Consider the following 26,921-nt stretch of genomic DNA (forward strand, 5'->3'; position numbering starts at 1 on the left):
GAGCCGGTATAGCCGGTGACGAGATAGTCGATGAACCCGCCGCCATAGGCGCCGGGGCGCGGCGCCGGCCGCTGATCCATCCGCACGACCGGCCGCGCCATCTGCTCGGGCGAGATGCCGGGAATGACCAAAGGGTCTTGCGCGGCGCGCGCCGCCGGGGCGCCCGACGCCAGAGCTGCAACCGCCAGCATGACAGGAAGGAGCGTCGCCGCTCCTGGGATGAAAGTCCGAACTTCGCGTCGCATGATCGCATTCCCGAAGCCGCGGCTCTCAGAGCCCGGCGGGGTCAATCATACGCGAATATTAATTGTCGAATATGCAATTTAGACGTGATGGTTATTGGAACGTGACGCGTCCGGCAAAGTAAACACAAGCTTAGAAATCATCCTGAAATTTCTATGAGCAAACGCGGTGAATGCTTTATTAGCAGGGCGTTAGGCGCGCGACCTGACCATGCCGGCGATCTTCGTGCGAAACCTCCCGACATTCAGGGCATAGGCCGCCGCGCCATAGACCAATCCGCCAAGACCAACCTGCGCGACGAGGATCAGCAGCCCGGGCGGCTGCATGCGCAGCGGCAGAACCGCGACCGCCATCGCGGCGGTCGCGACGAGCGTCGACAGAATGTCCAGAGCGCTCGGCCACATGGGTTTTGTCGCCGCCGCCAGCGCCAGACCGACGATCAGGCCGACGGTCAAAGCGCCCGTTTGGGACAGCGCGAGCCAATAACCATCGGCGCCATGCGGCAGCGCGGCCAGCAGAACGACGTCGACCGCGCAGGCCGCCAGCGCCGAGGCGATCATCGGCGCGGTGCGTTTGCCGATCTGAAATATCGGCGCCACTGCATATTGCAGCAGCGCGTAGCAGAACAGTCCTGGCAACATCGCAGTCAAATAGAAGGCGAAAGGACCGCGAAACGCTTCAGGGACGATCAGCGCCTGAAAGCTCGGCAAAGCCACCCAGAGCCCAACGGTCGTCGGCAATATCACTGCGAACATCACGCTCATATTTTCGGCGAGTTGCGCCCCAGCCCCCTCGGCGCCGTGCGTTTCGTCGGCCCTTACCGCGAGCTGAAACAGCAGCACGTCGAATGTCGAGGCGATCGCGCCGAGAATGCGAACGCCCAGATCATTGGCCAGGGAAAATTGGCCCGTTTCGCCAAATCCATAGAGGGCGCTGACGATGAGCCGGTTGGCGAGCGGAATGAGCTGGAACAGGATCGAAGCGCCGATGAGCGGCAGGCCATAGGCCATATATTCGAGAGCGAGGGCGCGTCGCCCGTTGGTCACAAACGCGCCCGCGTCCCGCAACGTGCGCCAGGAACTCAGCAGGGCGCCCGCGACGCTTAGACACATGCCGGCCAAAGCGATCGGCGCCGAGGCGAACCACCAGGCGCCGCCGACCGTGAGCGCCAGGCCGAGAATATTCTTGACGATGATCGTGCGCGCATAGGCGCCGTCGTGGAACCGGGCGCGAGCGAGCGCGGTGCGATAATCGTAAAGGGCGCTGAACACCGCCGTCGCGCCCGCCATCAGCAGCAAACCGGGCGTGAGGGGCAGCTTAAGTCCGGAAAAGCTCAGGGCGACAGCGGCGAGGCTCGCGATCGCCACCAGCGCCGCAAATCCGGCGTCGAGCGTGGCGCGCACTTCGGGACGGTCGCTGCGCGTGCGCGCGGAATAGAAACGCACGGCCGAAAGCCGGATCCAGTCGAAACCCGCGGTGTTAATGAGGACAGCCGTCGCCGTGGCGATCGCGAAACGGCCGAATTCCGCCGGCCCGAGAAATTTGGCGACAAGCAACCCGACGAGGAAATTGAACAAAGCGTTCGAAGCGAAGGCAAACCCGACAACCATCGGTCAAATCCAGTTCGCGCAAGGCGGCTTCGCCCCGGCGCCAGTCCAGTTTTACTGGATCGGAATGGCTTGTATTAGCCGATCGGCGATAAGAAAGTCTTGCTACGCGTCACAGCGTCAGCGCGCCCGGCGCTCCTCGTCCGCTGAGCGGATTATTCTCATCCCAGGCATAGGTCAGCGTCTCGAAACGCATTGCGCGCGCGTCCACCAGCAACAGCCGGCCAAGGAGGCCAAGATCGCCATCGCCGAAACCGCCGACGATTTCCCGGATGACTTCGAGCGCCATCAGCGACCCAAGAACGCCGCCGAGCGCCCCCAGCACGCCGGCTTCCGCGCAGGCCGGAACGGTCCCGGGCGGCGGCGCCTCGGGAAAAAGACAGCGATAGGTCGGGTTCGGCGCGCCCTCGCGGTTGCGCTCGTACGGCTTGAGCATGGTCAGCGAACCGTCGAACTCGCCGATCGCCGCGCTGACCAGCGGCCGGCGCTCGAAAAAACAGGCGTCGGAAACGGCATAACGGGTCGCAAAATTATCGGAACCGTCGACGACCACATCGTAGCTGGCGACGAGCGCGCGGGCGTTCGCCTCGTCGAGGCGCTTGACGATCTTTTCCACTTGCACATACGGGTTGAGCCGGGCCAGCGCCTCTTGCGCGCTGTCGACCTTCAGGCGCCCGATATCGCCCGTCGAATGCAACACTTGGCGATGAAGGTTGGACAGCGACACGCGATCGTCGTCGACGATGGCGATTTCGCCGACCCCCGCGCCAGCCAGATATTGCAGCAGCGGCGAACCGAGCCCGCCCGCTCCTATCGCCATCACCCGCGCCGCCTTGAGCTTGTTCTGCCCAGGCCCGCCAACGCCGCGAAGCACGATTTGGCGAGAATAACGCTCGATCTCATCGCTTGAAAGTTTCATTCTGGCGTCAATCTAGCCGCGATCGCCCGCTACAATCAATGATCGCATCGGCGACACGCCTATCGAGAAAGACAGAAAATATGAGCATTGCGCCCTTCTCAACGCCGGGCCGTTTTTGGCGGGGCAATTTGCACACCCATTCCAACCTGTCCGATGGCGCGCTCGCGCCCGGACAAGTGATCGAAGCCTATAAAAGCGCCGGCTACGATTTCATCCAACTCTCCGATCACTTCATGGAACGCTACAATTGGCCGATCGCCGACACGCGGCGCTGGCGCTCCAACAATTTCACTACGTTGATCGGCGCCGAACTTCATGCGCCGGCGACCAAAGTGGGCGAACTCTGGCATATCGTCGCCGCCGGTCTACCGCTCGATTTTGCCGCGCCAGCGCCGGGAGAAAGCGGGCCGGAGCTTGCCGCGCGGGCGCGGGCGAACGGCGCTTTTGTGGCGATCGCTCATCCCGCCTGGTCGCAATTGACGATCGAGGACGGGCGTGCGCTCGCCAGCGCCCACGCCGTTGAGATCTACAACCACGGCTGCGCCGTCGAGAACGACCGCGGCGACGGATTCTATCTGATGGACCAGTTGCTCAACGAGGGTCATCGCCTGACGGCGATCGCCACCGACGATGCGCATTTCCGCCACGGCGACTACGACGCTTTTGGCGGCTTCGTTGAGGTGAAGGCGGAAAGCCTGGAGCCGGAAGCTTTGCTGGAAGCGCTCAAGGCCGGGAGTTTCTATTCAAGCCAGGGCCCGCGCATCCATGATTTGTCTTTCGACGCCAACGAAGCATCGATCGACTGCTCGCCGGTGCAGGCGATAACATTGACGACGGGCACTTCTCGCGCGCTCGTCAAAATAGGGAGGCAGATCACCGGCGCGACTTTCGATCTCACCCAAGTCGGTCAGAACAATCGCGCCAAAGACGCTCCGGCGACATGGGTTCGCGCCACGATCATCGATGCGGCGGGACGACGCGCCTGGACTAACCCGATCTGGGTGGATGACTTGGGGTGACGCCATGCCGATGGCGCCACATTTGGACGACGATGCTAGGATGCCGAAATGAATTTTCTTTCGCGTCTTGCGCCCCACTTGCGGTTTGTATTGTTAGAATTTGGTCCTTTGATCATATTCTGGGTGCTGGCGCTGTCGTTCGGCGCGAAAGCGGCGATCGCCGGCTCGGTCGCCTACATCATCGCGGACGCCCTATGGCGCTATAGCCGCCGCATCCCGGTGACGCGTCTTTATATATTTTCGAGCACACTCACCGTGATGTTCGGCGCGATCGATCTCGTCGCCGTTACGCCATTCATGCTGAAATACGAATCCGTGATCACCAATATCGCGACCGGCGCAGCATTCGTCATCGGCGCCCGCGGCGCGAAACCGATGCTCCAGGAATTGTCGGAAAAACAACGAAACATGACCTTCCCGGAAGGCGCCGACGTCAGGCGGTTCTTTCAGCTTTTTACGCTGCTCTGGGCGGTCTATTTTTTCATCAAGGCCGCCTTCTATTATTGGCTTGGCCTGATCATGCCGTTGACCGAGGCGATGGCGCTGCGTTCCGTCCTCGGCAGCGCCAGCCTAGCTCTCATGATCGCTCTCAGCGTAACGCAGGGGCGACGACTATTCATGGTGTGCCGGCGACTGGGGCTGTTGCCAGAAGCGCCAGAACGCAAAGTCGGCGCTTGATTTGTCCCGAGCGCCTTAGAGCCGAATCGTCGTATCGGGATACGACAATTGCTCGCGCGCGCGCCAGTCATGCGTGACATAATTCAAAATCACCGAACGGCGCACGCCATCGATCGGCCGTTTCTCGAAGCCGTGCCAGGTATTGTCGCCGGGCACAAAAATCATAGCGCCGCCGCGTTTGAACGGCGACGAGCCGAAATGGCGGTCCCGGCGTGAATAAATGTCTGTCCCCAGCTTCTCGTGACCGGCGCCCTCAGACAGATAGATCAGGCATGTGAATTTCTTCACGCCAAGGTCGGTGTGCGGCTCCAGCCAGAAACCATCAATGTCCTGCGCATATTCCAGCCGCAAGAAAGTATCGTCGATCGGAGCGCCGAAAGTATCGTGGATGAGGCGCGCGATCCGGCGCGACTGCAGGGCCTCCGCGACAGAGCGCATCACGGGGAACCGCGCCATCGCAGCGGCGTCGAAATAACTGCGCTGGTCGTTGTGCAACTCCCGCTTGCCCGAAACGCCGTCCAGCACTGGCGCCGCGAAAGGCAAATCAGCCAATTCATCCGCCACGTCTTTGGGAAAACAATTCTCGATCAGAAAATGGCGATAGGGCTCGTCGAAGACCTGGCGTTTGGCGATCGACGCCGCAAAAGCATCGGCCACGCGGGCGGCCGCGGCGCTCAGGCGCTCAGGCGAAGACGTCGCTTCGACGGGTTGTGCAGACATCAAACCATCCTAGACATGTTAAACAGGGGTCGCAATCTAGTGTCGCGAACGCGCGCGGGCAAGCTACTCGATGCCGAGGGCGGAGAGATAGAGACCGAGAATTTCCTCTTCCTCACGGCGCTTATCACGATCTTGCTTGCGAATAGAGACGATTTTGCGGATGATTTTTACGTCAAACCCCGTTCCTTTGGCCTCGCCATAGACCTCTTTGATGTCGTCGGAGAGCGCTTTCTTTTCTTCCTCGAGCTTTTCAATTCGCTCGATGAAGGCGCGCAAATGTCCCGCATTGACGTGCTCGGTGCTGGCGTTATCCGTGCTCATGCCCTGGTCCATTATTCCCTGAGGTGAAAACGAGGCCCGGAGCCATGGCCGGGTCAGCGCTCCGCGTCAAGCGCGGGAGGCGCCTCATCCCCGTTGTTCTGGGCCTTGACGCAATTTGCCCGACGCTCGGCTGCCAAAATCGGCGCGCATGTGGAGTTCCGGCCGAGCGAGTATCGGTTTAAGCACGCGCGCCAGGCGGTCGGCCCAAGCTTGAGCGCCCTGCTCGGTCGCGATCAAATCCTGCCGCACTTCGATCAGCGCGTTGGCCAGACCGCGCGCCGTCGCAATGTCGTCGATCGTATCGCCTTCAAGTGCGCCGTCATAGGGTTCATTGTCTCCGACGATCTCGCGCGCCGGCGCCAAATCGCTCTCGGAGGCAAGGGCGTGCAACAAAGGCGCGGGCAATCGTGGATCGACATCCCAGAGGACGCCGACCTTCCAGGGCCGCATAGCGCCGCGCCAATACGGCGTGAAGGAATGGATGGAGACGACAGCGGGCGCCCGATCTGTCGCGCACATCGCGTCGACGACTTGCGCGACGGCATGACGATAGGGCGTCCAGTACTGCGCCCGCCGGCGATCGATTTCGACGGCATCGACCTGCGCATTGCCGGGCACGATCGCGCCATCGGACAGGCGCATGACAAGGGTGGGGTCGTCGGCGCCCCTGTTGGGATCGATGAGCAGGCGCGAGAATCTGGAGAGGACTGCTGGCGCGCCGAGAAGATGGGCGAGGCGGCGCGTCAACCAGGCCGCGCCAATATCATAGGCGATATGGCGCTGAAGCGATTCTCGGCTCAATCCGAGATCGCCATAAGCGGCGGGCAAGCCGTTGGACGCGTGGTCGCAAATCACGATAACGCCAGCGTCCAACGCCCCGTCGATCTGCTCGACAGGGGCGAAACTATTCTCCACCTTGCCGATTTCTGTCTGTAAGGAGGCGTGCATGCAGGTCACTTGCTTGAGCGATGCGGCCAGAATAAGGACAGCGTTCGCTTGATTAAATAGCGCGTATCGGTTTTTGAGACTAGGCGAAGCGGATCTCGGCTTGCGTGACGAAGCAGAGCCAAAACAAAGAACTTCATAACAAAGTTTTGGCGTCGCAAGCTGGAATTTCAATGACTCCCTCTTTGTCGACAGCGAGCCGGCCCGCAAGCATTGCGGCCCCTTTTGCGGCGCTCGTCCTGGGCGCGCTCGCCATGGGCGTATCGCCCATTTTTGTGCGACTGGCCGGTGTTGGTCCGTTCACCAGCGCCTTTTGGCGCGTCGCGCTCGCGTTGCCCGTGCTCTACCTCTGGATGCGAATCAGCGAGCGTGGGCAATCGCAGCCGATCGCCAGGTTTTCGCGAGCGACAATTTGGGCGGCCCTCGCCTTTGCCAGCGATCTGTTTTTTTGGCATTTGTCGATCGTCACCACGAGCATAGCCAATGCGACATTCTTCGCCACGACGGCGCCTATTTGGGTGGTCCTATTCGGCTGGCTGATTTTCCGCCATCGCCCCTCAGCCGGCGTGCTGACCGGCCTTGGCCTTTGCATTCTGGGTGGCGGCGCGCTGCTCGCGCAGAGTTTTCACCTGCACGCGAGCGGCGCGCTGGGCGACATCTACGGCCTCATCACCGGCATTTTCTTTGGGCTTTATTTCCTCGCCGTGCAGGCCGCGCGCGACGGAAATTCAGCCGCGCGCGTCACATTCGAAGCGACGATTATCACCGCGATCCTGCTGCTGGCGGTCGCCCTGGCGTTGGAGCGCCAATTGCTGCCGCAAACGCTGGGCGGTGTCGCAGCGCTCATCGCCATGGCGTGGGTCAGCCACGCAGGCGGCCAAGGCTTGCTCGCGGTGGCGCTCGGTCGTCTGCCTGCCGCTTTCTCGTCATTGGTGATTTTTCTGGAGGCGATCGCGGCCGCCGGGTTCGCTTGGGCCATTCTTGGCGAACCCGTCACGCTCGTTCAGGCGGGAGGCGGCCTGGCGATCCTAGCCGGCATCTACGTTGCACGGCCGCGATAGAGAGGGCGGATGTTTCATCGGCTAGCTCATAGACAAGTTGACACTTGAACGCGAGCGAAGAATATGGCGCGGCGGCGGGCGATGAGGCGCGAATCCGGGTGGTCATGAGCGGTAAAATCAGCTTGCTTTTGCTGGGCGCGTTCGCTGCTGTCCAGTCTGCGCCGGCGCTGGCCGATTTCCGGATGTGCAACAACACCACCAACCGGGTGAGCGTGTCGCTGGCCTATACCGACGGCCAGGCCTGGGTCAGCGAAGGCTGGTGGAATCTGAAGCCTTCCGACTGCGATACGCTGGTGCGCGGCGCGTTGGCGGCGCAGTTCTATTACGTCTATGCGATGGACGAGCGCGGCGGCGAATGGAAGGGCAAGGCTTTTATGTGCACGAGCGACCGCGAGTTCAAAATCGACGGCCGCCAGGATTGCTTTGTGCGCGGCTACGACCGCACCGGGTTTTTTGAGGTGGATACCGGCAAGGACGCCAAGAACTGGACGGTGCAGCTTACCGATCCCACCAACCCTTGAAAGGCGTCCGGCCGCCCCGGGCGAACGCGACCTGCCTGAGCAAATGTGTCATGAAAAAGCGATAGACCGTCGTCCGATCAGATTGAAGTCGACAGCGCGGGCGCCAGTCGCGTAAGTCGGTCGGTAGAAGGTTCTGCGAGGGAAGCGTTCGATGAGAAGACGGCGCCGCATCAAGATTATCGCCACGCTCGGCCCCGCTTCGTCGGATAGGGCGGTTGTCGCGTCGCTGTTTGAGGCGGGCGCGGACGTGTTTCGCATCAATATGAGCCATGCCTCCCACGACGGCATGCGCGAACGGGTGGCGATGATCCGCTCGCTGGAAGAGCAATTCGGGCGGCCGATCGGCATATTGATCGATCTGCAGGGCCCCAAATTGCGGGTTGGCGAGTTTGAATCGGGCGCGGTGCTGCTGCGCAAGGGCGACGCCTTCACGCTCGACTGCGATCCGACCCCGGGCACGCAGACGCGCGTCTTTCTGCCTCATCCCGAAATCCTGAGTTCGCTTGAGGCGGGGCACAGAATTCTCATCGACGACGGCAAGGTGCTGCTTAAGGTGACCAGCGCTGGAAACGGACGCGCCGTTACGATCGTCGAGGTCGCTGGCCGGGTTTCCAACAAAAAAGGCGTCAGCCTGCCGGATACCACGATCCCGACCTCGGCGATGACGGACAAGGATCACAAGGATCTCGACGCGGCCCTCGAGGAGGATATCGACTGGATTGCGCTTTCCTTCGTGCAGCGGCCCGAGGACGTCGTCGAGGTGCGCAAGGTGGTGCAGGGGCGCGCGCTGATCATGGCCAAGATCGAAAAGCCGCAAGCGATCGCGCGACTCGATGAAATTCTGGCGGTTTCGGACGCTTTAATGGTCGCGCGCGGCGATCTTGGCGTGGAAATGCCGCTCGAGCAGGTGCCGGGCCTGCAAAAGCGCATCACCCGTCTCGCCCGCCGACACGGCAAGCCGGTCGTGGTGGCGACGCAAATGCTCGAATCGATGATTGTCTCGCCGGTGCCGACGCGCGCCGAAGTGTCCGACGTGGCGACAGCCGTGTTCGAAGGCGCGGACGCTGTGATGCTGTCGGCCGAAAGCGCCTCGGGACAATACCCTTTCGAGGCGGTGTCGACGATGAACCGCATCGCCGAAGAGGTCGAAGCGGAGGAAATCTACCCCTCGATCATCACCTCGCAGCGCGCGACCCCGGAGCGGACCGGCGCCGACGCCATAGCGGTGGCGACAAGGGATGTCGCCGAAACCCTGCAACTGAAAGTCATCTGCGCCTGGACGGCGTCGGGTTCGACCGGCCTGCGCATCGCGCGCGAGCGCCCGCGCTCCTCGATCCTGGCCTTGACGCCGATTGTCGCGACCGCCCGGCGGCTGGCGCTGGTCTGGGGCGTTCATGCCGTCGTGACGGATGATGCGCGCGACGAACGCGATATGGCCGACCGGGCCTGCCGGCACGCCTTTATCGAAGGCTTCGCCCAAACGGGCGAACGCGTCATCATCGTCGCGGGCGTGCCCTTCGGCACGCCGGGCGCCACCAATAACATGCGCATCGCGCTGATCGGGCCGGAAGGCGGATCGGCTTAGACCGGGCTTTCGGCTGTTCGCATCGCCGCCTCGCCGGCGTGTGCGCGCCGCTCGACCTCGAGGATCGCCGCGATCACGCTGTCGGGCGCGCTATAATGGGGAGAATGTCCGACGTCTTCGAGCATCGTCAGCGTCGCGCCGGGAATATCGCGCGCGCAACCCAGCGAATGGATGTGGGTATAGACCACGCCATCGCTGTCTCCGGTGACGATCGCGGTCGGCGCGCGAATCAGACCATAGCGCGGCGCCAACGCCGCCACGAAGGGCTTGAGATCGGCGACATCCTCGGCATTGGCGAGAAAATGGGCCGGCCGCAACACCAGCGGCAATTTGGTCGTCTCGATGTAATCGGCGGGCGGCTGGCCAGGCGCGAAAACCGAGGCGACGCCCGCCTTCATCGCGATCAGGCCGGCCGGCATGACGATGAGGCGGCGGAAAAGCCAGCCAAGCCCGGGCATGGCGGCGAGCGTATAATGCCAGCTCACCCCGCCGGGCCACGGATGGCTGACCGGCGCGAGCAAAACCAGCCCGCGCGTAAATTCGGGCGCTTCGAGCGCCATCGCGAGCCCGAGGACGCCGGCCCAGGAATGGGCGACGACGATGGCCTGCATCACGCCGCGGCGCGCCAAAACCGCGCGGATAAGCGCGGCCTGCCGCGCCGGGGAAGATAGAGCCCGCCCGTGGAAACGCGAACTCCAGCCATGGCCAGGGCGGTCGACCGCGATGACGCGAAAGCCGAGCGCCGCGAGCCGCTCGCCCAGAGCCTCCATCATATCGGCATGGTTGCCCGAGGCGCCATGCGCGAGAAGAACGATGCCGCGCTCCGGCCCGGCCGCCGCCCGTTCGACAATGTGCAAGGGGCCTTGGCCGGCGTCGACGAGGTCGCCGACCGGGGGAAAGCGCGCCTCGATCCGGCGCGCCTGCCCATGCGTGAAAACCAGCAGCGCGCCGATGATGCCGGCAAGCGCTGACAAAACCGGCCAAAGAGCGGTCATTTCATCAGGCGCGGCGCCTTGGCGCCCTCACAGGCTTTGCCCCCTCACCGCCGCGGTCAGCCGCTCCACGGCGGCGCGCAGCGAGGCGAGCTGCGGCGCGATTTCCAGGGCGCGCTGATAGGCGCGCAACGCGTCGTCGTTAAAGCCGCCGCGCTCCAGGATCATTCCCATGCCCGACAGGGCGCCGAAATGGCGCGGCTCGAGAACCAGCACGCGCGCGATATCGGCCATCGACCCCCGCTCGTCGTCCATGAGATAGCGCACCGTCGCACGCTTGTTCCAGGCTTCGGCCCAGTCGGGCTGCAGAACGATGATCTTGTCGAGCAGCGCGCGCGAAACCTGCAAATTGCGGGTTCCAAGGGCCGCGATGGCGCGGGCCATCAGAAAATCACCGGTGTTCGAACCTGATTCGAGCTGGAGGCGATCGATCGCGGCGATCAGCCCATTGGTCTCGGCGACATCGGTGGATGCTGCGAGACGGGCGAACAGATCGTCCAGCTTTTGCTGGCGCGTCGGCGCGGGCGGCGCCGGTTCAGGCTTGGCGTCGGGAGCCGTGGCGTCGTCGCTCGCGCCAGGGTCGGTGACGGCAATAGATATGGCGGCAGGGAGGGAGACCGACGGGTCGGCGATGCCGCCGGCGTCCGCCAACGCCGGGCCGCTCAGGGCCGCAGCGAAAAGGGCGATGAAGACAACCCGACCAAAACCGATCATTGCGGCAGTTTAAGCCGCCGCGTCCGCCGGGTCAAAAGCCAGCGCGGCGTCAGGGGTCACATTCGGGTGAGCGCCCCAAACGACAAAAGGCGCCGTCAGGCGCCTTCCATCCCATAGCGTTCGAACGCGTCAATCAGCCCTGGCGCGCCTTGAAGCGCTTCTGGGTCTTGTTGATAATATAGACGCGGCCCTTGCGGCGCACGAGCTGGTTGTCGCGATGCCGATTGCGCAAGGATTTAAGGGAATTACGGACTTTCATAGGTCACCCGGGTGATTGCGGCCGGCGGGCGTCACCCACGGCTTTGAAATTGCGAGCGGCTCCTATGCCCGATTATCCCCGCTCGATCAAGCCGGAAATGAGGGCCGCTCGCCGATCGGCCCGCTTGAAAAGCCGCGCGGCAAGCGCCACTCTGGGGCGCTCCAATCGTTGGAACCGCCGGCTTGGCAACGCGTTTGGTCAAGGCAGACTGGGGAGAAAAGGCGATGTTCAGCAAGATTCTTGTCGCCGTCGATTTGGCCGACACCGATCCGACGCCCAAAGGAATCGCCCAGGCTGTCGAGCTGGCGACCGCCAGCGGCGGCTCGTTGCGGCTCGTCAATATCCAGCCTCTGCTGCCGGCGACTTTCATGGAATATGTGCCCGCCGACTTCGACGCTGAGCAGGAAAAGCGCGCGAGCCTGGCGCTGCAGGACATTGTCGGCGCCGTCAAAATGCCCAAGGAGCGTCTCTCGGGCGTGGTCCGCGTCGGCGGCATCTATCATGAGATCCTCGCCGAGGCGGCCGAATGGGGCGCGGATCTCATCGTCGTCGGGTCGCACCGGCCTGTTGTGAGCGATTATCTCCTGGGCTCCAACGCCAAGACGATCGTCCGCCACGCCTTGTGTTCGGTGCTGGTCGTGCGGCCGTAGAGCGTGACGGCTTTTGATCGAAACGGTCGAGACTGATCCATCGCTCCGCCATGCGAACAATGGCTCCACAACGAAGCTGTCGCCGATGGCGGTCCGATTCAATCAATTCTCATCTCGCTATAGAGGCCAAGGAACCTACCGCGTCAGCGCGCGCATCGCGCCCTCCAGGCCGTCGGGCGTCAGGGCGAACATGCGGTTTTCAAAAATCTTGGCGATCATGCCGGTCGATTGCGAATAGGTCCATTGCGGCCGCGGCGTCGGATTGATCCAGACCGAGCGCGGCCACGCCCGGATCGCGCGCTCCAGCCAGACATGGCCCGCCTCTGGATTGACATGCTCGACCGAGCCGCCGGGCATCGCGATCTCATGCGGGCTCATCGAGGCGTCGCCGACGAAGATCACCCGGTAATCCCTGGCGTAGGTGTTGATGAGCTCGGTCGTCGGCGTGCGCTCGGCATGGCGGCGGCGGTTGTTCTTCCACACGCTCTCATAGAGGCAATTGTGGAAGTAGAAATGCTCCAGCCTTTTGAACTCGCCGCGCGCCGCCGAGAACAGGTTTTCGGCCGCCTCGACGTGCCAGTCCATCGACCCCCCGACATCGAGAAACAGCAGCACTTTCACCGCATTGCGCCGCTCGGGCCGCAATTGCACGTCGATATAGCCCTTGTTGGCGCTGCCCCGGATCGTGCTGTCGAGATCGAGCTCCTCGGCCGCGCCCTCGCGCGCAAAGCGGCGCAGCCGCCTGAGCGCGATCTTGATGTTGCGCGGGCCGAGCTCCTCCGAGCCGCTGAGGTCCTTGAAATCGCGCCGGTCCCAGACCTTGACGGCGCTGCGGTTGCGGCCCTCCTTCTGGCCGATGCGCACGCCTTCAGGATTGTCGCCATAGGCGCCAAACGGCGACGTGCCCGCCGTGCCGATCCACTTGGAGCCGCCCTGATGGCGCTCCTTCTGCTCGGCGAGGCGCTCGCGCAAAGTCTCCATCAGCTTCTCGAAGCCGAGCGCCTTGAGCTGCGCCTTTTCCTCGGGCGACAGATACCGCTCGGCCATTTTGCGCAGCCATTCGTCGGGGATTTCGACTTGCTCGACCGCCTGGTTGAGCGAGACGATCCCTTTGAAAGCAGCGGCGAAAACGACGTCGAACTTGTCAAGATTGCGCTCGTCCTTGACCAGCAGCGCGCGCGACAGATGGTAGAAATGCTCGACCGAAAAGTCGGCGAGATCGGCCTCGAGCGCCTGCATCAGCACGAGATATTCGCGCGGCGTGACCGGCACATGGGCCTGGCGGAGCGAGGCGAAGAAGGACAGGAACATGGCCGCGATCAAGCCCGATCAGAGGCGAGGCGCCAAGCGGAAAGTTTGCAAAACGCCGGGCGGGGACGCCAAGGCAAGGAATGACGTCAAAGGGCCTTTTGCTAAGTTGTTGATATTGTTGAGATCGGAAGCAAGCCCTGCAAATTTTTTCGCGGCCTGACTCAGCGATTTCAAAGGGTTGCAAGTGAAAAATGGGAAAAAATAAAATTTCTGGAATTCCATAAGCCGATCGCCTGCGAACGCTTCGCTCTTTCTGTCTCAGGCCCCCTCATTCACACGCGAATGGTCGAGGGTGATCCATCGTTTCGCATGGCGGAGCGTGTTTCACCCTTGAGGACCTGTCAATGATGGCCTTTCAGGCCATCGCCGAAGGCGGCGCGCCTCCGGCGCGTCATTGACAGGTCCTCAAGGGTGAAAAAAAATGCCTCCATGCGAACAATGGCTCCATAACGCCCGATGAGGCGTTTCAACCGGCTCCCGTCCCCATCATAATCTGAAAAACAGAAATCCGCCAGAAATTATTCGCCCGCTCGCCTGCCGCGCGCCCCCACCCCCACCCCCTCCCCGCAACCGCGGGGAGGGGAGGCGCCAACATTTCCCCTCCCCGCGCTTGCGGGGAGGGGTTAGGGGTGGGGCGGCGCCATCCGCCGCCACCGCTTCAGGAGCAACAACCCATGGGTGATTTTTCGACGCGGCCGCCTCATGCGCCTTTGCCCGCGCGCGCCAGGCAGGCCGGCGCCGTTCACGCCGGCAAGGGCTTCATCGTCACCGGCGGGGCGGGCGGCGTCGGCCGCGCGACGGCCGAGCTTCTCCTCGCCGAGGGCGCGCGCGTCGCGCTCGCCGACGTGCGGCAGGAAGCGCTCGACAAGGCGGTGACGGCGATCGGCGATGCCAACGCTTTTGCAATCGTGCTCGACGCCGCCAAGCCCGCCTCGATCGCCGGCGCGATCGCCGCGGCCGAGGCGCGGCTCGGCCAGATCGACGGCCTCGTCAACGCCGCCGCGATCGTCATCCATGCCGATCCCCTGGAAATCGACTGGAGCGATTGGGAGAAGATTTTCGCCATCAACCTGTTCGGCGCCTATGAGGCGGCGCGGCTCGCCGCCAAGGCGATGATCGCCAAAGGCGTGCGCGGCGCCATCGTTAATGTCGCCTCGGAAGCGGGCAAGAAAGGCCACAAGGAATCGCTCGCCTATAGCGCCAGCAAGGCCGGCCTCATCAGCATGACGCGCGTGCTCTCCGCCGTGCTCGCGCCGAACGACATCAATGTGAATTGTGTCTGCCCCGGCGGCGTCGCCACCGACATGCTGCGCGAGGTCGCCGTGGCCTATGGCAAGCTCGTCGATGCCGCGCCCGCCGACGTGTTCGACAAACTCGTCAGTTCGCAATTGCTCCGGCATATCGAGCCCGCCGAAGTCGCGCGCACGATCTCGTTCCTCCTCAGCGACGCCGCCCTGATCATCCGCGGCCAGGCGATCAGCGCGGATGGCGGGGACACGCCGTATTGAGGGGGGAACGCGGGTGCGGCATCGGCATGCGGATGTTCCGGTGGCGCTGGCGCCGCATAGCAGGACTCGATGAGTTCGACTTGTCGCTAGCCGCCTCTTCCTGTCATGGCCGGACTTGTTCCGGCCATCCACGCCGCGCCGTCACAAATAACTTGCGACGTTAGCACACGCGGCTCGGCGTGGATGGCCGTGACAAGCACGGCCATGACGGCTGGGGTTCGCAAATGGTGCGACGAAAGAATCGCTCTTTCGGAATCTTGATATCAGCTATCCAACATGCGCCGCTATCGCTCTGGGTCGAAATAATCAAGAATTTTGGAGCAAAGATTTTGCCCAGAAAGTCGAGGGTTTTGAGAGATGGGCGAGACAGACAGTGAATCGATGCCGGAAACCGAACCGTATTTCTTGGCCTCAGGAGAGCCCGCGCCGCAACGCGTGAATGGCCGGTGGCTTCGTCGGTATTACGGGGACATGATATACAATCCCCTTTCTCATTCATCCCACCAATTTTGGCTTGGGCCCGGGCTTTGCCTTGCGCAGACGGCGACCGAGCTTTTGCTCGGCGAAGGCGAGGAAGGTCGCGTCGCCGATCGGGCGGCCATTGCCGCCAAGGCTTTCGAAGGCGGCAAGCTCCGCCTGCTCGGCCGCCGAGATCGCCAGAAGTTCGCCAAAGCGCGGCGCGACGGCGAGAACGGGTCGCACCTCGACGAGCGCGTCGTTCCTGCCTTTCAGATGCGCGCGCACGCTCGACCATTGCCACTCGCCGGGCGCCGCGCAGAGTTTTGCGCGCACGGGATTGAAGGCGAGATAGCGCACGGCGTTCAGCATATGCGCCTCGTCCATCGCCACGCAGCCGAACCGGCCCTGAAACAAATGCCCGGTGACGCGGGCGCGGGCGTTGACGAACGCCGTATAACGCCGATGCGCCTCGCCGACCGCGCGCGAAAGCCCATCGCTCGCGATCGGCGTCAGGATGAGGTGCACGTGATTGGGCGTCAGGCAATAGGCCCAGCAGGCGACGCCGTTCCTGTCGCATCGCTCGGCGAGCAGATCGCGATAAAGGGCGTAGTCGCCGGGCTGCGTGAAAAGCTTCTGACGCCTATTGCCGCGCTGGGTGACGTGATGGGGTTTACGGTGACAGGCGCCTATTTCACCAATTGACGCGTCATTCCCGCGCAAGCCTGGCGCGGCGTGCGGCTGGAGGGCATGGTTGGCGTCGCCCAGACGGTCCGAGCCGAAAGAGGGAATGAGGCGCCTGTCGCCGTAATGCGGCTTGATGCATGAATCGACAGCATGCAACTGCGCTGGCCTTTGCCTGCCGCGCCACAAAGTGTGGCAAGAGCCTCGGACGATGGGAGGGACGATTTGAACCGAGGGCGCCCGCGCGATGGAAGATGCAAAATCAAGCGAACCTTAGGCGGTCATGGTTGCAACGAACCTGCGGAGCTGGACCGCTGGGCCGGTGCGGAAGACAGAGTCTCCCCTGATGCAATGATGCGCGCCAACAGCCATTTCGTGAGGCCGGGGGCCGTGTATTTCGCCACCATTCCCGTGGCGAGGAATAGATCGGCGAGCGGCAAGACCTTGTCGCCCAGCACCACCCAGGCCAACGTGATCGTTCGCGTGCCGCTGATCAGGCCAGCCGTCAGGGCTGCGGCTCTGCCATAGCGCCAGAAGAGGAATGTTCCCGCGAGCTCCGCGCCAAAGAGGAGCGCGTAAGCCAGGAGTACGAACGCCAGACTGGTCTGCGGCTGCGCGAGCAAATGCGCTTGCATCCCTCTCATGGACCCCATGCCGGCAAGAAACATCGCCAATACCGCAATTCCGGTCATGGCCTCCGGATTTTCACCAATGAACGCGCTTGCCAGGCGCTTTGCCGCCACCGACGCCAGGAACGCGCCGCCCACGAGCAAAACGAGTTCAAAGGAGGTCGCGATCGGGTCAATGTCGAGATGATACCCGCCCAACAGCAACGCGAGGACCGGAATGTAGAATGGCGCCGCCGCCGTCCCCAACACGGTCGCCAGCAGCGCGATCGGAATGTTGAGCCTGAGGATCGCCGCGAAGGCGACGCAGGCGGGGCTTGCTGGCGCAAGAGCCCAGAACAACAGACCCTGCGAGAGTTCGGGCCCGGGACGCGCGATGACGATGATCAGGAAGATGATCGCCGGGACGCCAAACGTCGCCCATAAGACCATCAGGATATTTCGTTTCATATTCGCAACTTCGCCGCCGATCGCCCTGGCGTCGAACTTCAGGAAGGAGCCGAAAGTGAAGATGAATATGGCGACGGCCAAATAAGGCCTGGCCAATTCCGAAAGCGCGGGAATGCAAAGACCGATCACGACGCCGGCGATGACGACCAGCGCGCCATTCTGACCTGCCCACCTGAGCAACCTCTTCATAGCCGCCCCCCATCCCATCGTCTGTCCATCCGTCTCCCCTGGTTCCTTGGGGAAATCAGCGACCAATCCGCGCGAGACCGATCCCGCGCACCGCCCACGCACGGTGGTTGATTTCCACTTCGGCGTAAATTGGACCAAGGTCCCGAGACCGTCTCGTTTTTACGGTTTTACGGGGCGCCTTTTTTCATTGGGGGACGCATGACGATTTCCTGCTTTGCCAAGAGCCTTGCGGCCATCTGGATGACAGCCGCCTTCGTCGCGCCGGCGACAGCCGGCGAGCCCGCCTGCGTAAGGCGCATGAAAGCCGACGCCGCCATCGCCCATGCGTCCAACGTGGCCGTGCATGAAAACAACCTAAATGCCGGCGTCATCTCCGACTGGTGTGGGCAGGCTGGCAAAACCATTAATGCGACCGCCGATGAAATTGCGACGGAGAAAAATTGCAACGTGGGACCCGAGATCATTGCGAACATGGAAACGGCGCTGCAAAAAATGCGGCAGCGAGCGGAGGGCTGTAGTCGCTGACCGCGCTTCTTCCGCCGCCGATGAGACGCTCTGATTTAGCTGTCGCTTCCAGTCGGCGCGCCGCGAACAAATAATGAAATGCACCATCGCCGTACCCTCGCCTCGCCAGCAGCGGGCCAAGACCGGGCGCTCGCTTTGGCGTCGTTCAGTCAGAGGGCCGCAGCCTTCGAGCAAAGAACGCCAATATCTCATCGCGCGCCTTGACCGTCGGCTGCCCTGCGGAATCGATCAGATGCTGGGTCACGACGCTGTGGGGGTAGGGCACGTGACGCGCGAAGAACGGTGCAACATCCGTGTTGGCCGCGCTGTCCGGCAGCGTCCGCCCGTCGAAGCGATGGCCAAGAGCCTGTGCGTAGGCTGCGAAACGCTCGGCCCGGCAAATTTTGTCGCCCTCGAAACGGTAAGCGAGGACGGTGAGATCGTCCCGATCCAGGCGTTCGCGCACAGCCTTGAGTTCGTCGGGCGCGATTTCCAGTCCTGCGGGCTCCTTGAGCGGCAGCGAGGGTTGCGCGAGCACCGGCGCCAGTACGGCCGGCTCCAGCATCATCGTCAGCGCAAAATTGCCGGTGAAGCACATGCCGATCGCGCCGACGCCGGGACCCCCCGATTCCTTGTGCGCCAAACGCGCAAGCGCCATCAGCCATTGTGTCACCGGGCTGGATGCATTCCCTTGCAGGGCGCGGAACTCCGCACTCATGCAAGCGCGCTGAAAGACCGCGCCGCCTTCATCGGCCGTTGGCACAGCGCCATCGCGGCCGAACAGCGAGGGCATGTAGACGGTGAATCCCGCATCCCGCACCCATCGTGCGAAGCGGGCCACGCGCGGGCTGATGCCCGGCATCTCGGTCATAATGATCACGGCTGGTCCGGCGCCAGCCCCATAGACCGTCTTGGCGGCGCCATTGAGCGTCATTTCCCGGTTACTGAAATCTTCGAGCGGATCGTCCTGCTTGACGCTGCGTGCTGGCATGGCGTTGATCCCCGATGGCGTCGACTCTGAATCCGTGATATGGATGTAGGGTCTATAAACCCCTGAATCCAGTTTTGCAACTCAGATCGTCTTTGGCCATGACCGACGCACCGCTCGTCCGCCGCTCGCCAGTGCCGGCGTCCCTCTGCAATCTTGCAAAAAGCTTCGAACTGATCGGCGACAGATGGACATTGCTGATCCTGCGATCGGCGCTCTATGGCCTCCGGCGCTTCGATGATTTCCAGTTGGACCTCGACATTCCGCGCAGCGTCCTGAGCAACCGCCTCGCCGGGCTGGTCGAGAGCGGCGTGATGGAGCGGCGCGAGTACCGGGAAGACGGTCAGCGCGCGCGGATCGAATATCCGCTGACGGAGATGGGACGCTCGCTCGGCTTGCCGTTCATCGCCATGACCGCGTGGGGCGATCGCTGGCTGAGCGAGGGCGCGCCGCCGCCGCTGGCCCTCAAATCGAAGTCATCCGGCCAGACATTGAAGGTCGCGCTCGTCGACGAGCGCGGCAAAGCCGTCAAGGCAAGCGATGTCGAGACGGTGATCGCCGCTCGAACTTTGATCGAAGAGAAATGACGGCGCCGTGATTTCAGATGCCGCGCCTCCCGATATGCGCGTAGCGCAGGCCGCCCTTGTTCGCATTCTGGAGACAATGGGCTGGAGGGCTCGCGGGTAGCCTGCCTTTCCCCATTTGTCATGCCGCAGCAGGTTTACGCTGACGGGTAAGTATTTCACCATTTGACGCGTCATTCCCGCGCAAGGCTGGAGTCGCCGTAAGCCCGTGAACTGTGGGTAGGAACCGATGCGCCGGCGACCGCAGCAAGATCGCCGACGCATCGTATCAAACAAAGTCGCCTGTCGCCTGCGGCTATTTCAGGTTGCCGGAAACTTCGTTGAAGGTCGAATTGAGCTGAGTGCCCAGGGCGGTGAGCGAAACGATGATCGCGACGGCGATCAGCGAGGCGATAAGGGCATATTCGATGGCGGTTGCGCCTGACTCATTGGCGACGAACCTCTTGATGGACGCGATCATTGTCTTGGCTCCTGATACGGAATGCTCATTCGGTTTCGATAAATCGGCTGACCTCGGGAATGAGTGAGAGAGAATTATGTTTCCCCCATTGCGAAGAGATTACTGCGAGCGCGCAGAATCGGGACTGTCGAATTCAACTTCCCGTGTAGTTAAGTGCAGTTAAATGGTACGACGCAACGTCAAGCGCCTGATATCCAACGGAATCCGTAGTCGACTTATAGCCGGCGAGGCTCGTCGGAGCAGCAGATTTGAACAGCGATTGTTCAGGATTGAGCATGCTCCGATCCCCCCATTTTCGCGGGAATTCGCGACTTTGAAGCGCATGACAATGTCCTCGTCATGCGCTTGGGTCGAGATAGCGTCCGCAACGACGCCATAGGCTTGCAGTTTATTGCGACGCCTCTTGACGCCGAAGCGCTATCGGGCGCGCTCGCCATCGCCTGGCGCTCGCCGAACTTGGCGGCGTAAACCACCAGCTTGATTCAAGCGCCAAACGGTCACGGCGTCCTCGCCTGGGCGAAGGTGAAGTCCGTCTCCTGCGGCGGACGCAGCATGTTGGGGTGTTGCGCGTCGTTGGTGAGCTTGCCCACGCGAAGCCGAAGATAGGCGTCAAGCGTCGAGACCGTGATCGCGTCGTCGCCGCGCGCGGCCGCCTGTCCTTTCTCGATGCCCTCGACCAATGCGAGAGTGAAAGCTCCGTTCTTCCACACGCTGCTCTCCACCGAAGTCTCGTCGCCCTTCGAAGAGGCGAACGTGACAAGGCCGCCGTTCTCGGGCGAGGTGACAGTGTTGACGAGCTTGCTGACGTCGACCGGCGAACGCGTCACGGCGCCGCCGGCATGGCAGGTGTCGAGGAACCAGATCACCTTGCCGGGCGCAGTTCTCAGCGCGCGGCTCACATCGTCCTGCGACAGGCCCTTGCCATGCGCCTGATCCTCGGTCGCGTCCGAAGGCAGGAACCAATACATCAGCTTCTCGTCGGTCAGGCCGTGGCCGGAGAGAAACAGCACGCTGACGTCTGTTGAACTATGCATCCCGGTTTCGATCTGGAGCTGCGGGTCCTGCAAGGGGCAAACATGGATCGCATTGTCCAGAGACGCACTGGGAAGTCCATCGATTGGGCCGGCATAGCAGCCCGCGCCGCTCAAGCGTTGCTGAAGCGCGGCGACATCGCCTGAACCGCCGGCCGGATTGGCCGCGTTCTGCGCCGTCGCCGGCAGCGCTGCGAACAGAGGGGCCAAAATAAGCCAAGCCGCGAGAAGGGTTCGCAAGGCGTCTTCTCCATGAGGCCCAAGCCAACGAGCCGGACCAAATGAAGTTGCCATGCGGTCTCAGGCCTGTCGATGGGCGTCGCGTGTGAGACGGCCCATCTACGGCGTGGACACCGTAATTCGCGCTCTGGCGGTGGAAGCGATCCCTGATCGTCCTAAACTCCGCGATCAACGCACGGGCGCCCAAACATGAGCAAATCGCTTTGGCTCGATGCCTCCGGGGCCGCTATGTGGGCGATCGTCGATCGCTATACTGGGCGAGTCGGGTATAAGCGCGGAATCAAAGCGGCGGGGCTAGAGGCCGATCCGCCGTTTATCGATTGCTCCGGCTGGGCCGCGTTGCTCCTCCGCGCCGGAATGGAGGCGGCCAATCGCCCGCTTGCCGCGGAACGGTTTGGCAGAGATCATGTGGCTGCTATCGACACATGGTCAGATCGCATGATCGAGGAACTCGAACGGCGATCCGGCTGGCTTCTGGAAGGCGACGAGATTGCCCTCGACACCCTTCCGCCCTATGCGACGGTCGGTCTGCGACAGGGCGGCGGCGCTTGGGCTAATAATCACCCCCGTTCTCGCGGAATCACCCATGTCGTCCAAGTGCTGCGGCGTCTTGCTGACGGAGCGCCGTTCGTCTCCGAGGCCCAGGGGTGGTGTGAGCCGTATGGTCTGCGATTGATGCCGCTTGCTGATTGGCTCGATGTGACGCGAGCCCACATCAAACGCGGCGAGGCATGGGCCGTCGACGCCTTTGCGGAGCGGGACGTTCCGGCATAGCGCAATGCGCCGCAAAGGCGTCCTCCTTGCTGAGGCAAGGCTACGGATTTCATCCTTGCGCGCCCTTGACGAGAGGCCGGCTGATGGGCGCCGCCGTCAATGGTGGAGATTGGCGCCAGAATCACGCACACCCATGATTGATATCCCTGTCTGGTCATCGTGTTGCAGCATCTTTGATTTCCCCACGGCGGCCATCACGACAAGGGGTAGGGCGTCTTGCCAAGCTCCAGCCCGTAATCGGCTGTTGCGCCAGACCGGTGCGGAGGACAGGGTCGCTGACGGCGGCGGCGTCGTCCGGCGCAGGCGAGACGCCGGCGCGACCGGCGCAGTCGCAAATGGGGGAATGTTCGCCATGCTGCGGGAATTGGCGCTGGTCATGTTATTTTCGGCGGCGCTCGACACGACCGCGGCGCTGGCCGATGCGAAGCAAGACTGCGCAATGTTGAGCGGAGACGCGGCGATCCAGGCCTGCGACGAGGCGATCCGTCAGCTTCCGCGCGCCAAGGCGGATTACTATAACCGCGCCATCGAATACGAAAACAAGGGCGATCTCGACCGCGCCATCGCCGACTATACGAAGGCGATCGCGATCGATCCGAACTACGCCGCCGCCTATTACAACCGCGGTCACGCCTACGACGCCAGGGGCGATTTCGACGGCGCCATCGCCGACTATACGAAAGCGATCGAGATCGATCCGAAAGACGCCCGTGCCTATTACAACCGCGGTTACGCCTACGACGCCAAGGGCGATTTCGACCACGCCATCGCCGACGACACCAAGGCGATCGAGATCGATCCGGAATATGCCGCCGCCTACGACAACCGCGGCGTCGCCCACAGAGCCAAAGGCGATTTCGACGGCGCCATCGCCGATGACACGAAAGCGATCGAGATCGATCCGAAAGACCCCCATGCCTATTACAACCGCGGCTACGCCTACGACGCCAAGGGCGATTTCGACCACGCCATCGCCGACTACACGAAAGCGATTGAGATCGATCCGAAAGACGCCGACGCCTACAACAACCGCGGCGCCGCCCAAACAGCCAAAGGCGATTTGGACGGCGCCATCGCCGATTACACGAAGGCGATCGAGATCGATCCGAAAGACGCCGCCGCCTACAACAACCGCGGCGTCGCCCACAGAACCAAAGGCGATTTCGACCTCGCCATCGCGGACTATACGAAAGCGATCGAGATCAATCCCAAAGACGCCGACGCCTACAACAACCGCGGCGGCGCGCACAATTCCAAGGGCGATTTCGACGGCGCCATCGCCGACTTCACAACGGCGATCGAGATCGACCCGAAAGACGCCGCCTCCTATAACAACCGCTGCTGGCTGCGCGCCGCCGCCAACCGCGATCTGCCGCGCGCCCTCGTCGATTGCGACACCGGCGCCGGACTGGCCCCGAACAACGCCGGCGTTCTCGACACCCGCGGCTTCCTCTATCTGCGGCTCGGCCGCCTCGACAAGGCCATCGCCGATTACGACGCGGCGTTGAAGATAAATCCGAGGCTGGCGAGCTCCCTGTACGGGCGCGGCCTCGCCAAGCAGAAGAAAGGCGATCAGGCCGGCGCCGCCGCCGACATCGCCGCCGCCAAGGCTATTCAGGCCGACATCGCCGACGAATATGCGAAATACGGAACGATCTGAAAGGCCGCTGGCGCTCCGCAAAGTTGCAGCGACAATGCATTCCATGAACCTATGTCGCTTCTGGCTATAAGCGGTTGACAGGGGAAACCGTCTCTTTGATGGTGCCGCGAGTCATCGAAACAAGGTTGGCCATGGCGCATATCTTCTCCCCCTTGCGCGGCCGGCCTATGGCGTTGCTGTGGAGCGGATTGTCGCTCTCAGCGATTGGCGATCAACTGTATTCGGTGGCGCTGACCTGGATCGCCGTGGGCGTTCTGGGGGCGAATGCGGGATATCTGACGGCGCTTCAGGCGGGCGTTGTTCTGCTGGCGGTGCTGGGCATCGGGCGCTGGGCGGATCGGTGGGATTCGCGTTCCAGCATGATCGGCGCGGATCTGTGTCGGGCCGGGGTTCTGCTGGCCATCGTCCTGCCGTGGATGGCCACCGGCGTGGTCAGCAGATGGCGCCTGGTTGGAGCCGTCGCGGTGCTGGCGATCGGCCAGTCCGTGTTTCAACCGGCCTTGCAGACCATTTTGCCGCGACTGATCGAAGACAAGAGGCTGTTGCCCGCGGCCAATGGGCTTCTTGACGCCACGGACCGCAGTGCGCGGCTGCTCGGGCCCGGCCTGATCGGGTTGCTCGGCGGCATGATTCCGGTGATGCATTTCCTGACGTTGGACGCGGCGAGCTTTCTAGCCTCCGCCGCAGCGGTCGCGCTGATCGGAAAATGCCGCCCGGCATCTGGGCCGTTTCCGCGCGCGAGGGAGCCCGTACTGGCCAATATTGGCAGAGGCGTGCGGGCGATGCGCGGCCACAAACTGCTCGGATTCATGCTGCAAGTGAGCGGTTTGCTGAATGGCGCGTGGTACGCCGCATTCTATCTCGCCCTGCCGCTGCTAATAACGCAGCACGGCGTGACCGGGCCGGGCGGCAGCGGCATCGCAGCCTTCGGGCTGGTGATCTCCGCCTATGGCTGCGCCAATCTGGCGGCCACATTGGTGATCGGCAGCCGCACGATGCCGGCCCAACCGCAGGCGCAGATGTTCGGCGGTAATCTGCTGTTGGGCTTTGCGATCCTCTTGCTAGCGTTTGCCACCCGACTTCCTGCAGCCTGGATTCTGCCGGGGCTGATGGCGTCGGCCGCGCTGGGGGCGGCCGGCGGACCGATGAAGGATATTCCGATGGCCGTGCTGCGCCAGACCCGTCTGCATCACGCTGACATGGGGGCTGCGACGCGCGCCTATATGGCTGTGACCAATGCCGGCACGCTGGGCGCCATGCTGCTTGTTCCCAGCCTGATCGGCGCCATCGGGGCGCTGGCGGTGCTGATCGTCTGTGGCGCGCTGTATCTTGTTGTCGGCCTTTCCGGCCTTCGCCTATTCGCCGGTTGGACGGAGACTGAGGCGGAACTACCGGCGCCGCAGCGTTGACCTGGGAATCTGTTGCGTGTCGACGTCCGTTACCCCGCGCGATCACGCCGCTCCGTCGAAGCGCCTCGGTCGGGGCAATGACGGCGACGGCGCATTCAATGAGCCTCTGTCGCTTCCAGGCGTGGTTCGGCAGACTCCAGATCAATAATGCGCTGCCGCCGTAAACCTGTTGTTCGTCACGTGGCCGCGGACGCGGCCGATAGAAGGGTGAGCGACGCCGCTCCCATCCCGGGGCCGCGCGCCTCAGAGACTTGCTCGGCTTTCTTCGACGACCTCATCCCGGCTAAAGGCGGCGACTCGTTCTGCGGTCGCCTGCCACAGCATTTGCCGCGCCTGCGGGTCGGCGCCCGGCGCTGCGGGGACGATCGGTCGCGTGTCCTTGACGGAAAAGTAGCCGCCCGTCACGGCGGCGAATGCGGGATCGCTCGCCAGGCGGGCGATAATGCCTGCGCCGCGCTCGGGATTGCCGATCTTCAACCAGGCCAGCAGCCGTTCGAGCGGCGCCGCGAACCAGAGTTCACGTCCGAGGCCTGTCACATTGAATCCGGGACATAGGCAGTTGACCGCCACCCCGGTCCCGGTCAGCGCCCGCGCCAGCTCCATCGAGAACATAATATTCATCAATTTGGTCTGGCCGTAGATTGCCGAGGAGCCTCGCGCAGTGAACAGGCGTTTGTCGATGAGGGCGGCGAGAGGATCAAATCCAGCGGCTTGCCGCGAGGCTTCCGAGGCGACCGTGACAATGCGCGACGGCGCCGACCTGATCACGGTCTCCCGTAGAATGTTCGTCAAGAGCCACGGCGCCAGATAGTTGACCGCGACCATCTCGGAATAGCCGTCCTTGGTGAACCGTGGTTTGAAGGCGTGAATTCCGGCATTGTTGATCAGCGCGTCGATCCGGGGATGGCGCGCCGCGATCTCGCGCCCCAGCGTGGCGACCGAAGCCAGATCGGCGAAATCGCCATAATGCACATCGACCCGTGCGCCGGGCGCTGCGGCCTCGATCATCGCAACCGTTGCATCGGCCCTGGTTTGGCTGCGCGCAGTGAGCACGAGATGCGCTCCCTGCCTGGCGAGCGCAATCGCCACGAGTCGACCGATGCCGCTTGTCGCTCCGGTTATGACAAAGATCGGAACAGACGGCGACAAGGGCGCTCCCTTAGATAATGGATAAATATCCACTATATCGACAATGGATTTTTGTCAACTAATCTGACATGGAGTTCGAGACAAGAATCGCCAATCGATGGGATGATGAGTTCGCACAACGACAAGACTCTGCGGAACGCGCGGCATCGGGAGCAGTGCGTGCTTGCGCTCGGCGCTGCTCTCAACACGCTGGTGAGCCAGTCTCGCGCTTTGACGGCGCAGGCCGCGGCTAAGTTTCACAGAGAATTGCAGCCGGCCGCCTTCCATATCGCCGTCTGGCTCCACGCCTTAGGCCCGGCCAAGCCGAGCACCGTCGCCCAAGCCATCGGCATGGACCGCAGCGCGGCAAGCCGACTCGTCGGCGATCTCGTGCGCTTGGGACTCGTCGCGACGTCGATCGATCCCTCGGATCGGCGAAGCACTATCCTATCCTTGACCGCCGCCGGCCGCCGAAGAATGGAGGCCGCGATGCGGGCCAAGGGCGCCGCATTCCAGCAGCGGGTCGCGTCCTGGAGCGAAGAGGATTTGGCGCTGTGCGCAAGCCTGCTTCGAAGGCTCATCGACGCGCCCGCAAACGCGGATGTTGAGTAGACATAAATTCGATTCAACGGCTTCCATCCCTCACGCTCCTTGTCGAGCCGCGGACGAGGCCGGCAGTTACGGT

General features: G+C 63.0%; 29 protein-coding genes and 1 pseudogene. 13 read left to right on the plus strand and 17 right to left on the minus strand.

What is annotated here, in order from left to right:
- The 3 genes and pseudogenes from GSQ90_RS25110 to GSQ90_RS25120 form a co-directional block, all read right to left on the minus strand.
- Positions 1 to 245 (minus strand): annotated as a pseudogene (locus GSQ90_RS25110) (hypothetical protein); the annotation flags it as partial.
- A gap of 189 nt (positions 246 to 434) precedes the next feature.
- Positions 435 to 1,853, minus strand: coding sequence for a lipopolysaccharide biosynthesis protein (locus GSQ90_RS25115; protein WP_158817716.1), 1,419 nt, complete (start codon positions 1,851 to 1,853; stop codon positions 435 to 437).
- Between the two features lie 109 nt (positions 1,854 to 1,962).
- The gene (locus tag GSQ90_RS25120; protein WP_158817717.1) at positions 1,963 to 2,769 is read right to left on the minus strand and encodes a molybdopterin-synthase adenylyltransferase MoeB; all 807 of its coding nucleotides are present in this window, start codon (positions 2,767 to 2,769) and stop codon (positions 1,963 to 1,965) included.
- A gap of 80 nt (positions 2,770 to 2,849) precedes the next feature.
- On the opposite strand from GSQ90_RS25120, the gene GSQ90_RS25125 reads away from it, so the two are divergent.
- Together GSQ90_RS25125 and GSQ90_RS25130 are read left to right on the plus strand one after the other, a co-directional pair.
- Complete coding sequence (locus GSQ90_RS25125; protein WP_158817718.1) at positions 2,850 to 3,788, plus strand: CehA/McbA family metallohydrolase; 939 nt, start codon at positions 2,850 to 2,852, stop codon at positions 3,786 to 3,788.
- Between the two features lie 48 nt (positions 3,789 to 3,836).
- Entirely contained in the window at positions 3,837 to 4,466 is a 630-nt protein-coding gene (locus GSQ90_RS25130) for a septation protein IspZ (protein WP_256366628.1), read from the plus strand.
- 15 nt (positions 4,467 to 4,481) lie between these two features.
- Here GSQ90_RS25130 and GSQ90_RS25135 read toward each other — a convergent pair whose 3' ends face one another.
- The 3 genes from GSQ90_RS25135 to GSQ90_RS25145 form a co-directional block, all read right to left on the minus strand.
- Positions 4,482 to 5,186 (minus strand): 2OG-Fe(II) oxygenase, encoded by a 705-nt coding sequence (locus GSQ90_RS25135; RefSeq protein WP_158817720.1) that lies wholly within the window; start codon positions 5,184 to 5,186, stop codon positions 4,482 to 4,484.
- Positions 5,187 to 5,249: 63 nt separating this feature from the next.
- The gene (locus tag GSQ90_RS25140) at positions 5,250 to 5,519 is read right to left on the minus strand and encodes a DUF2312 domain-containing protein (RefSeq protein ID WP_246731766.1); all 270 of its coding nucleotides are present in this window, start codon (positions 5,517 to 5,519) and stop codon (positions 5,250 to 5,252) included.
- Between the two features lie 72 nt (positions 5,520 to 5,591).
- Positions 5,592 to 6,455: an N-formylglutamate amidohydrolase gene (locus GSQ90_RS25145; RefSeq protein ID WP_158817721.1), complete on the minus strand. Its 864-nt coding sequence runs from the start codon at positions 6,453 to 6,455 to the stop codon at positions 5,592 to 5,594.
- Positions 6,456 to 6,625: 170 nt separating this feature from the next.
- On the opposite strand from GSQ90_RS25145, the gene GSQ90_RS25150 reads away from it, so the two are divergent.
- The 3 genes from GSQ90_RS25150 to pyk all read left to right on the plus strand — a co-directional run bounded on the left by GSQ90_RS25150 (position 6,626) and on the right by pyk (position 9,619).
- Entirely contained in the window at positions 6,626 to 7,513 is an 888-nt protein-coding gene (locus GSQ90_RS25150; protein ID WP_158817722.1) for a DMT family transporter, read from the plus strand.
- A 104-nt stretch (positions 7,514 to 7,617) separates the two neighbouring features.
- Positions 7,618 to 8,034, plus strand: a complete 417-nt coding sequence (locus GSQ90_RS25155) for a DUF1036 domain-containing protein (RefSeq protein WP_158818163.1) — start codon at positions 7,618 to 7,620, stop codon at positions 8,032 to 8,034.
- Between the two features lie 151 nt (positions 8,035 to 8,185).
- Positions 8,186 to 9,619 carry a pyruvate kinase gene (gene pyk / locus GSQ90_RS25160; protein WP_158817723.1) on the plus strand — a complete coding sequence of 478 codons (1,434 nt, stop codon included), beginning with the start codon at positions 8,186 to 8,188 and terminating at the stop codon, positions 9,617 to 9,619.
- Here the strand turns inward: pyk and GSQ90_RS25165 are convergent.
- The 3 genes from GSQ90_RS25165 to ykgO all read right to left on the minus strand — a co-directional run bounded on the left by GSQ90_RS25165 (position 9,616) and on the right by ykgO (position 11,584).
- Entirely contained in the window at positions 9,616 to 10,614 is a 999-nt protein-coding gene (locus GSQ90_RS25165; RefSeq protein WP_158817724.1) for an alpha/beta fold hydrolase, read from the minus strand. The two genes, pyk and GSQ90_RS25165, sit on opposite strands and share 4 nt — an antisense overlap.
- Positions 10,615 to 10,641: 27 nt before the next feature.
- Entirely contained in the window at positions 10,642 to 11,325 is a 684-nt protein-coding gene (locus tag GSQ90_RS25170) for a hypothetical protein (RefSeq protein ID WP_158817725.1), read from the minus strand.
- A gap of 133 nt (positions 11,326 to 11,458) precedes the next feature.
- Positions 11,459 to 11,584 (minus strand): type B 50S ribosomal protein L36, encoded by a 126-nt coding sequence (gene ykgO / locus GSQ90_RS25175; protein WP_158817726.1) that lies wholly within the window; start codon positions 11,582 to 11,584, stop codon positions 11,459 to 11,461.
- A gap of 224 nt (positions 11,585 to 11,808) precedes the next feature.
- On the opposite strand from ykgO, the gene GSQ90_RS25180 reads away from it, so the two are divergent.
- On the plus strand, positions 11,809 to 12,234 hold the full coding sequence (locus tag GSQ90_RS25180) for a universal stress protein (protein WP_158817727.1): 426 nt from the start codon (positions 11,809 to 11,811) through the stop codon (positions 12,232 to 12,234).
- Positions 12,235 to 12,369: 135 nt separating this feature from the next.
- Here GSQ90_RS25180 and GSQ90_RS25185 read toward each other — a convergent pair whose 3' ends face one another.
- A complete protein-coding gene (locus tag GSQ90_RS25185; protein ID WP_158817728.1) occupies positions 12,370 to 13,545 on the minus strand; it encodes a VWA domain-containing protein in 1,176 nt (391 codons plus the stop codon).
- 18 nt (positions 13,546 to 13,563) lie between these two features.
- Positions 13,564 to 13,767, minus strand: coding sequence for a hypothetical protein (locus GSQ90_RS25190; protein WP_158817729.1), 204 nt, complete (start codon positions 13,765 to 13,767; stop codon positions 13,564 to 13,566).
- A gap of 452 nt (positions 13,768 to 14,219) precedes the next feature.
- Here GSQ90_RS25190 and GSQ90_RS25195 point away from each other — a divergent pair, with 452 nt between their 5' ends.
- Complete coding sequence (locus GSQ90_RS25195) at positions 14,220 to 15,053, plus strand: SDR family NAD(P)-dependent oxidoreductase (RefSeq protein WP_158817730.1); 834 nt, start codon at positions 14,220 to 14,222, stop codon at positions 15,051 to 15,053.
- Positions 15,054 to 15,548: 495 nt separating this feature from the next.
- Here GSQ90_RS25195 and GSQ90_RS25200 read toward each other — a convergent pair whose 3' ends face one another.
- Both GSQ90_RS25200 and GSQ90_RS25205 read right to left on the minus strand, forming a co-directional pair.
- On the minus strand, positions 15,549 to 16,352 hold the full coding sequence (locus tag GSQ90_RS25200) for a transposase (protein WP_246731767.1): 804 nt from the start codon (positions 16,350 to 16,352) through the stop codon (positions 15,549 to 15,551).
- Between the two features lie 122 nt (positions 16,353 to 16,474).
- On the minus strand, positions 16,475 to 17,458 hold the full coding sequence (locus GSQ90_RS25205; protein WP_158817731.1) for a hypothetical protein: 984 nt from the start codon (positions 17,456 to 17,458) through the stop codon (positions 16,475 to 16,477).
- 198 nt (positions 17,459 to 17,656) lie between these two features.
- Here GSQ90_RS25205 and GSQ90_RS25210 point away from each other — a divergent pair, with 198 nt between their 5' ends.
- Positions 17,657 to 17,983 (plus strand): hypothetical protein, encoded by a 327-nt coding sequence (locus GSQ90_RS25210; protein ID WP_158817732.1) that lies wholly within the window; start codon positions 17,657 to 17,659, stop codon positions 17,981 to 17,983.
- Positions 17,984 to 18,128: 145 nt separating this feature from the next.
- Here the strand turns inward: GSQ90_RS25210 and GSQ90_RS25215 are convergent, their stop codons facing one another.
- Complete coding sequence (locus GSQ90_RS25215; protein ID WP_158817733.1) at positions 18,129 to 18,953, minus strand: dienelactone hydrolase family protein; 825 nt, start codon at positions 18,951 to 18,953, stop codon at positions 18,129 to 18,131.
- Between the two features lie 98 nt (positions 18,954 to 19,051).
- Between GSQ90_RS25215 and GSQ90_RS25220 the strand changes: the two genes are divergently transcribed.
- Positions 19,052 to 19,537, plus strand: a complete 486-nt coding sequence (locus GSQ90_RS25220) for a helix-turn-helix domain-containing protein (RefSeq protein WP_158817734.1) — start codon at positions 19,052 to 19,054, stop codon at positions 19,535 to 19,537.
- A gap of 292 nt (positions 19,538 to 19,829) precedes the next feature.
- Here the strand turns inward: GSQ90_RS25220 and GSQ90_RS25225 are convergent, their stop codons facing one another.
- Complete coding sequence (locus tag GSQ90_RS25225; protein WP_210254981.1) at positions 19,830 to 19,994, minus strand: Flp family type IVb pilin; 165 nt, start codon at positions 19,992 to 19,994, stop codon at positions 19,830 to 19,832.
- Between the two features lie 497 nt (positions 19,995 to 20,491).
- A complete protein-coding gene (locus GSQ90_RS25230; RefSeq protein ID WP_158817735.1) occupies positions 20,492 to 21,265 on the minus strand; it encodes a caspase family protein in 774 nt (257 codons plus the stop codon).
- A 189-nt stretch (positions 21,266 to 21,454) separates the two neighbouring features.
- Between GSQ90_RS25230 and GSQ90_RS25235 the strand changes: the two genes are divergently transcribed.
- The 3 genes from GSQ90_RS25235 (at position 21,455) to GSQ90_RS25245 (ending at position 25,108) form a co-directional block, all read left to right on the plus strand.
- A complete protein-coding gene (locus GSQ90_RS25235) occupies positions 21,455 to 22,039 on the plus strand; it encodes a hypothetical protein (protein ID WP_158817736.1) in 585 nt (194 codons plus the stop codon).
- A 352-nt stretch (positions 22,040 to 22,391) separates the two neighbouring features.
- Entirely contained in the window at positions 22,392 to 23,699 is a 1,308-nt protein-coding gene (locus GSQ90_RS25240) for a tetratricopeptide repeat protein (RefSeq protein ID WP_158817737.1), read from the plus strand.
- A gap of 131 nt (positions 23,700 to 23,830) precedes the next feature.
- Positions 23,831 to 25,108 carry an MFS transporter gene (locus tag GSQ90_RS25245; protein WP_158817738.1) on the plus strand — a complete coding sequence of 426 codons (1,278 nt, stop codon included), beginning with the start codon at positions 23,831 to 23,833 and terminating at the stop codon, positions 25,106 to 25,108.
- 243 nt (positions 25,109 to 25,351) lie between these two features.
- Here GSQ90_RS25245 and GSQ90_RS25250 read toward each other — a convergent pair whose 3' ends face one another.
- Positions 25,352 to 26,257: an SDR family NAD(P)-dependent oxidoreductase gene (locus GSQ90_RS25250; protein WP_158817739.1), complete on the minus strand. Its 906-nt coding sequence runs from the start codon at positions 26,255 to 26,257 to the stop codon at positions 25,352 to 25,354.
- Between the two features lie 159 nt (positions 26,258 to 26,416).
- Between GSQ90_RS25250 and GSQ90_RS25255 the strand changes: the two genes are divergently transcribed.
- Positions 26,417 to 26,848, plus strand: coding sequence for a MarR family winged helix-turn-helix transcriptional regulator (locus tag GSQ90_RS25255; RefSeq protein WP_210254982.1), 432 nt, complete (start codon positions 26,417 to 26,419; stop codon positions 26,846 to 26,848).
- Positions 26,849 to 26,921: the final 73 nt, after the last annotated feature.

This window comes from Methylocapsa sp. S129, from assembly GCF_009765995.1.
Lineage (GTDB): Bacteria > Pseudomonadota > Alphaproteobacteria > Rhizobiales > Beijerinckiaceae > Roseiarcus.

Excerpts from the sequence above, each read along its gene's own strand:
- GSQ90_RS25115 (WP_158817716.1), bottom strand. The coding sequence starts at position 1,853 with ATGGTTGTCGGGTTTGCCTTCGCTTCGAACGCTTTGTTCAATTTCCTC.
- GSQ90_RS25120 (WP_158817717.1), bottom strand. The coding sequence starts at position 2,769 with ATGAAACTTTCAAGCGATGAGATCGAGCGTTATTCTCGCCAAATCGTG.
- GSQ90_RS25125 (WP_158817718.1), top strand. The coding sequence starts at position 2,850 with ATGAGCATTGCGCCCTTCTCAACGCCGGGCCGTTTTTGGCGGGGCAAT.
- GSQ90_RS25130 (WP_256366628.1), top strand. The coding sequence starts at position 3,837 with ATGAATTTTCTTTCGCGTCTTGCGCCCCACTTGCGGTTTGTATTGTTA.
- GSQ90_RS25135 (WP_158817720.1), bottom strand. The coding sequence starts at position 5,186 with ATGTCTGCACAACCCGTCGAAGCGACGTCTTCGCCTGAGCGCCTGAGC.
- GSQ90_RS25140 (WP_246731766.1), bottom strand. The coding sequence starts at position 5,519 with ATGGACCAGGGCATGAGCACGGATAACGCCAGCACCGAGCACGTCAAT.
- GSQ90_RS25145 (WP_158817721.1), bottom strand. The coding sequence starts at position 6,455 with ATGCACGCCTCCTTACAGACAGAAATCGGCAAGGTGGAGAATAGTTTC.
- GSQ90_RS25150 (WP_158817722.1), top strand. The coding sequence starts at position 6,626 with ATGACTCCCTCTTTGTCGACAGCGAGCCGGCCCGCAAGCATTGCGGCC.
- GSQ90_RS25155 (WP_158818163.1), top strand. The coding sequence starts at position 7,618 with ATGAGCGGTAAAATCAGCTTGCTTTTGCTGGGCGCGTTCGCTGCTGTC.
- pyk (WP_158817723.1), top strand. The coding sequence starts at position 8,186 with ATGAGAAGACGGCGCCGCATCAAGATTATCGCCACGCTCGGCCCCGCT.
- GSQ90_RS25165 (WP_158817724.1), bottom strand. The coding sequence starts at position 10,614 with ATGACCGCTCTTTGGCCGGTTTTGTCAGCGCTTGCCGGCATCATCGGC.
- GSQ90_RS25170 (WP_158817725.1), bottom strand. The coding sequence starts at position 11,325 with ATGATCGGTTTTGGTCGGGTTGTCTTCATCGCCCTTTTCGCTGCGGCC.
- ykgO (WP_158817726.1), bottom strand. The coding sequence starts at position 11,584 with ATGAAAGTCCGTAATTCCCTTAAATCCTTGCGCAATCGGCATCGCGAC.
- GSQ90_RS25180 (WP_158817727.1), top strand. The coding sequence starts at position 11,809 with ATGTTCAGCAAGATTCTTGTCGCCGTCGATTTGGCCGACACCGATCCG.
- GSQ90_RS25185 (WP_158817728.1), bottom strand. The coding sequence starts at position 13,545 with ATGTTCCTGTCCTTCTTCGCCTCGCTCCGCCAGGCCCATGTGCCGGTC.
- GSQ90_RS25190 (WP_158817729.1), bottom strand. The coding sequence starts at position 13,767 with ATGGAATTCCAGAAATTTTATTTTTTCCCATTTTTCACTTGCAACCCT.
- GSQ90_RS25195 (WP_158817730.1), top strand. The coding sequence starts at position 14,220 with ATGGGTGATTTTTCGACGCGGCCGCCTCATGCGCCTTTGCCCGCGCGC.
- GSQ90_RS25205 (WP_158817731.1), bottom strand. The coding sequence starts at position 17,458 with ATGAAGAGGTTGCTCAGGTGGGCAGGTCAGAATGGCGCGCTGGTCGTC.
- GSQ90_RS25210 (WP_158817732.1), top strand. The coding sequence starts at position 17,657 with ATGACGATTTCCTGCTTTGCCAAGAGCCTTGCGGCCATCTGGATGACA.
- GSQ90_RS25215 (WP_158817733.1), bottom strand. The coding sequence starts at position 18,953 with ATGCCAGCACGCAGCGTCAAGCAGGACGATCCGCTCGAAGATTTCAGT.
- GSQ90_RS25220 (WP_158817734.1), top strand. The coding sequence starts at position 19,052 with ATGACCGACGCACCGCTCGTCCGCCGCTCGCCAGTGCCGGCGTCCCTC.
- GSQ90_RS25225 (WP_210254981.1), bottom strand. The coding sequence starts at position 19,994 with ATGATCGCGTCCATCAAGAGGTTCGTCGCCAATGAGTCAGGCGCAACC.
- GSQ90_RS25235 (WP_158817736.1), top strand. The coding sequence starts at position 21,455 with ATGAGCAAATCGCTTTGGCTCGATGCCTCCGGGGCCGCTATGTGGGCG.
- GSQ90_RS25240 (WP_158817737.1), top strand. The coding sequence starts at position 22,392 with ATGCTGCGGGAATTGGCGCTGGTCATGTTATTTTCGGCGGCGCTCGAC.
- GSQ90_RS25245 (WP_158817738.1), top strand. The coding sequence starts at position 23,831 with ATGGCGCATATCTTCTCCCCCTTGCGCGGCCGGCCTATGGCGTTGCTG.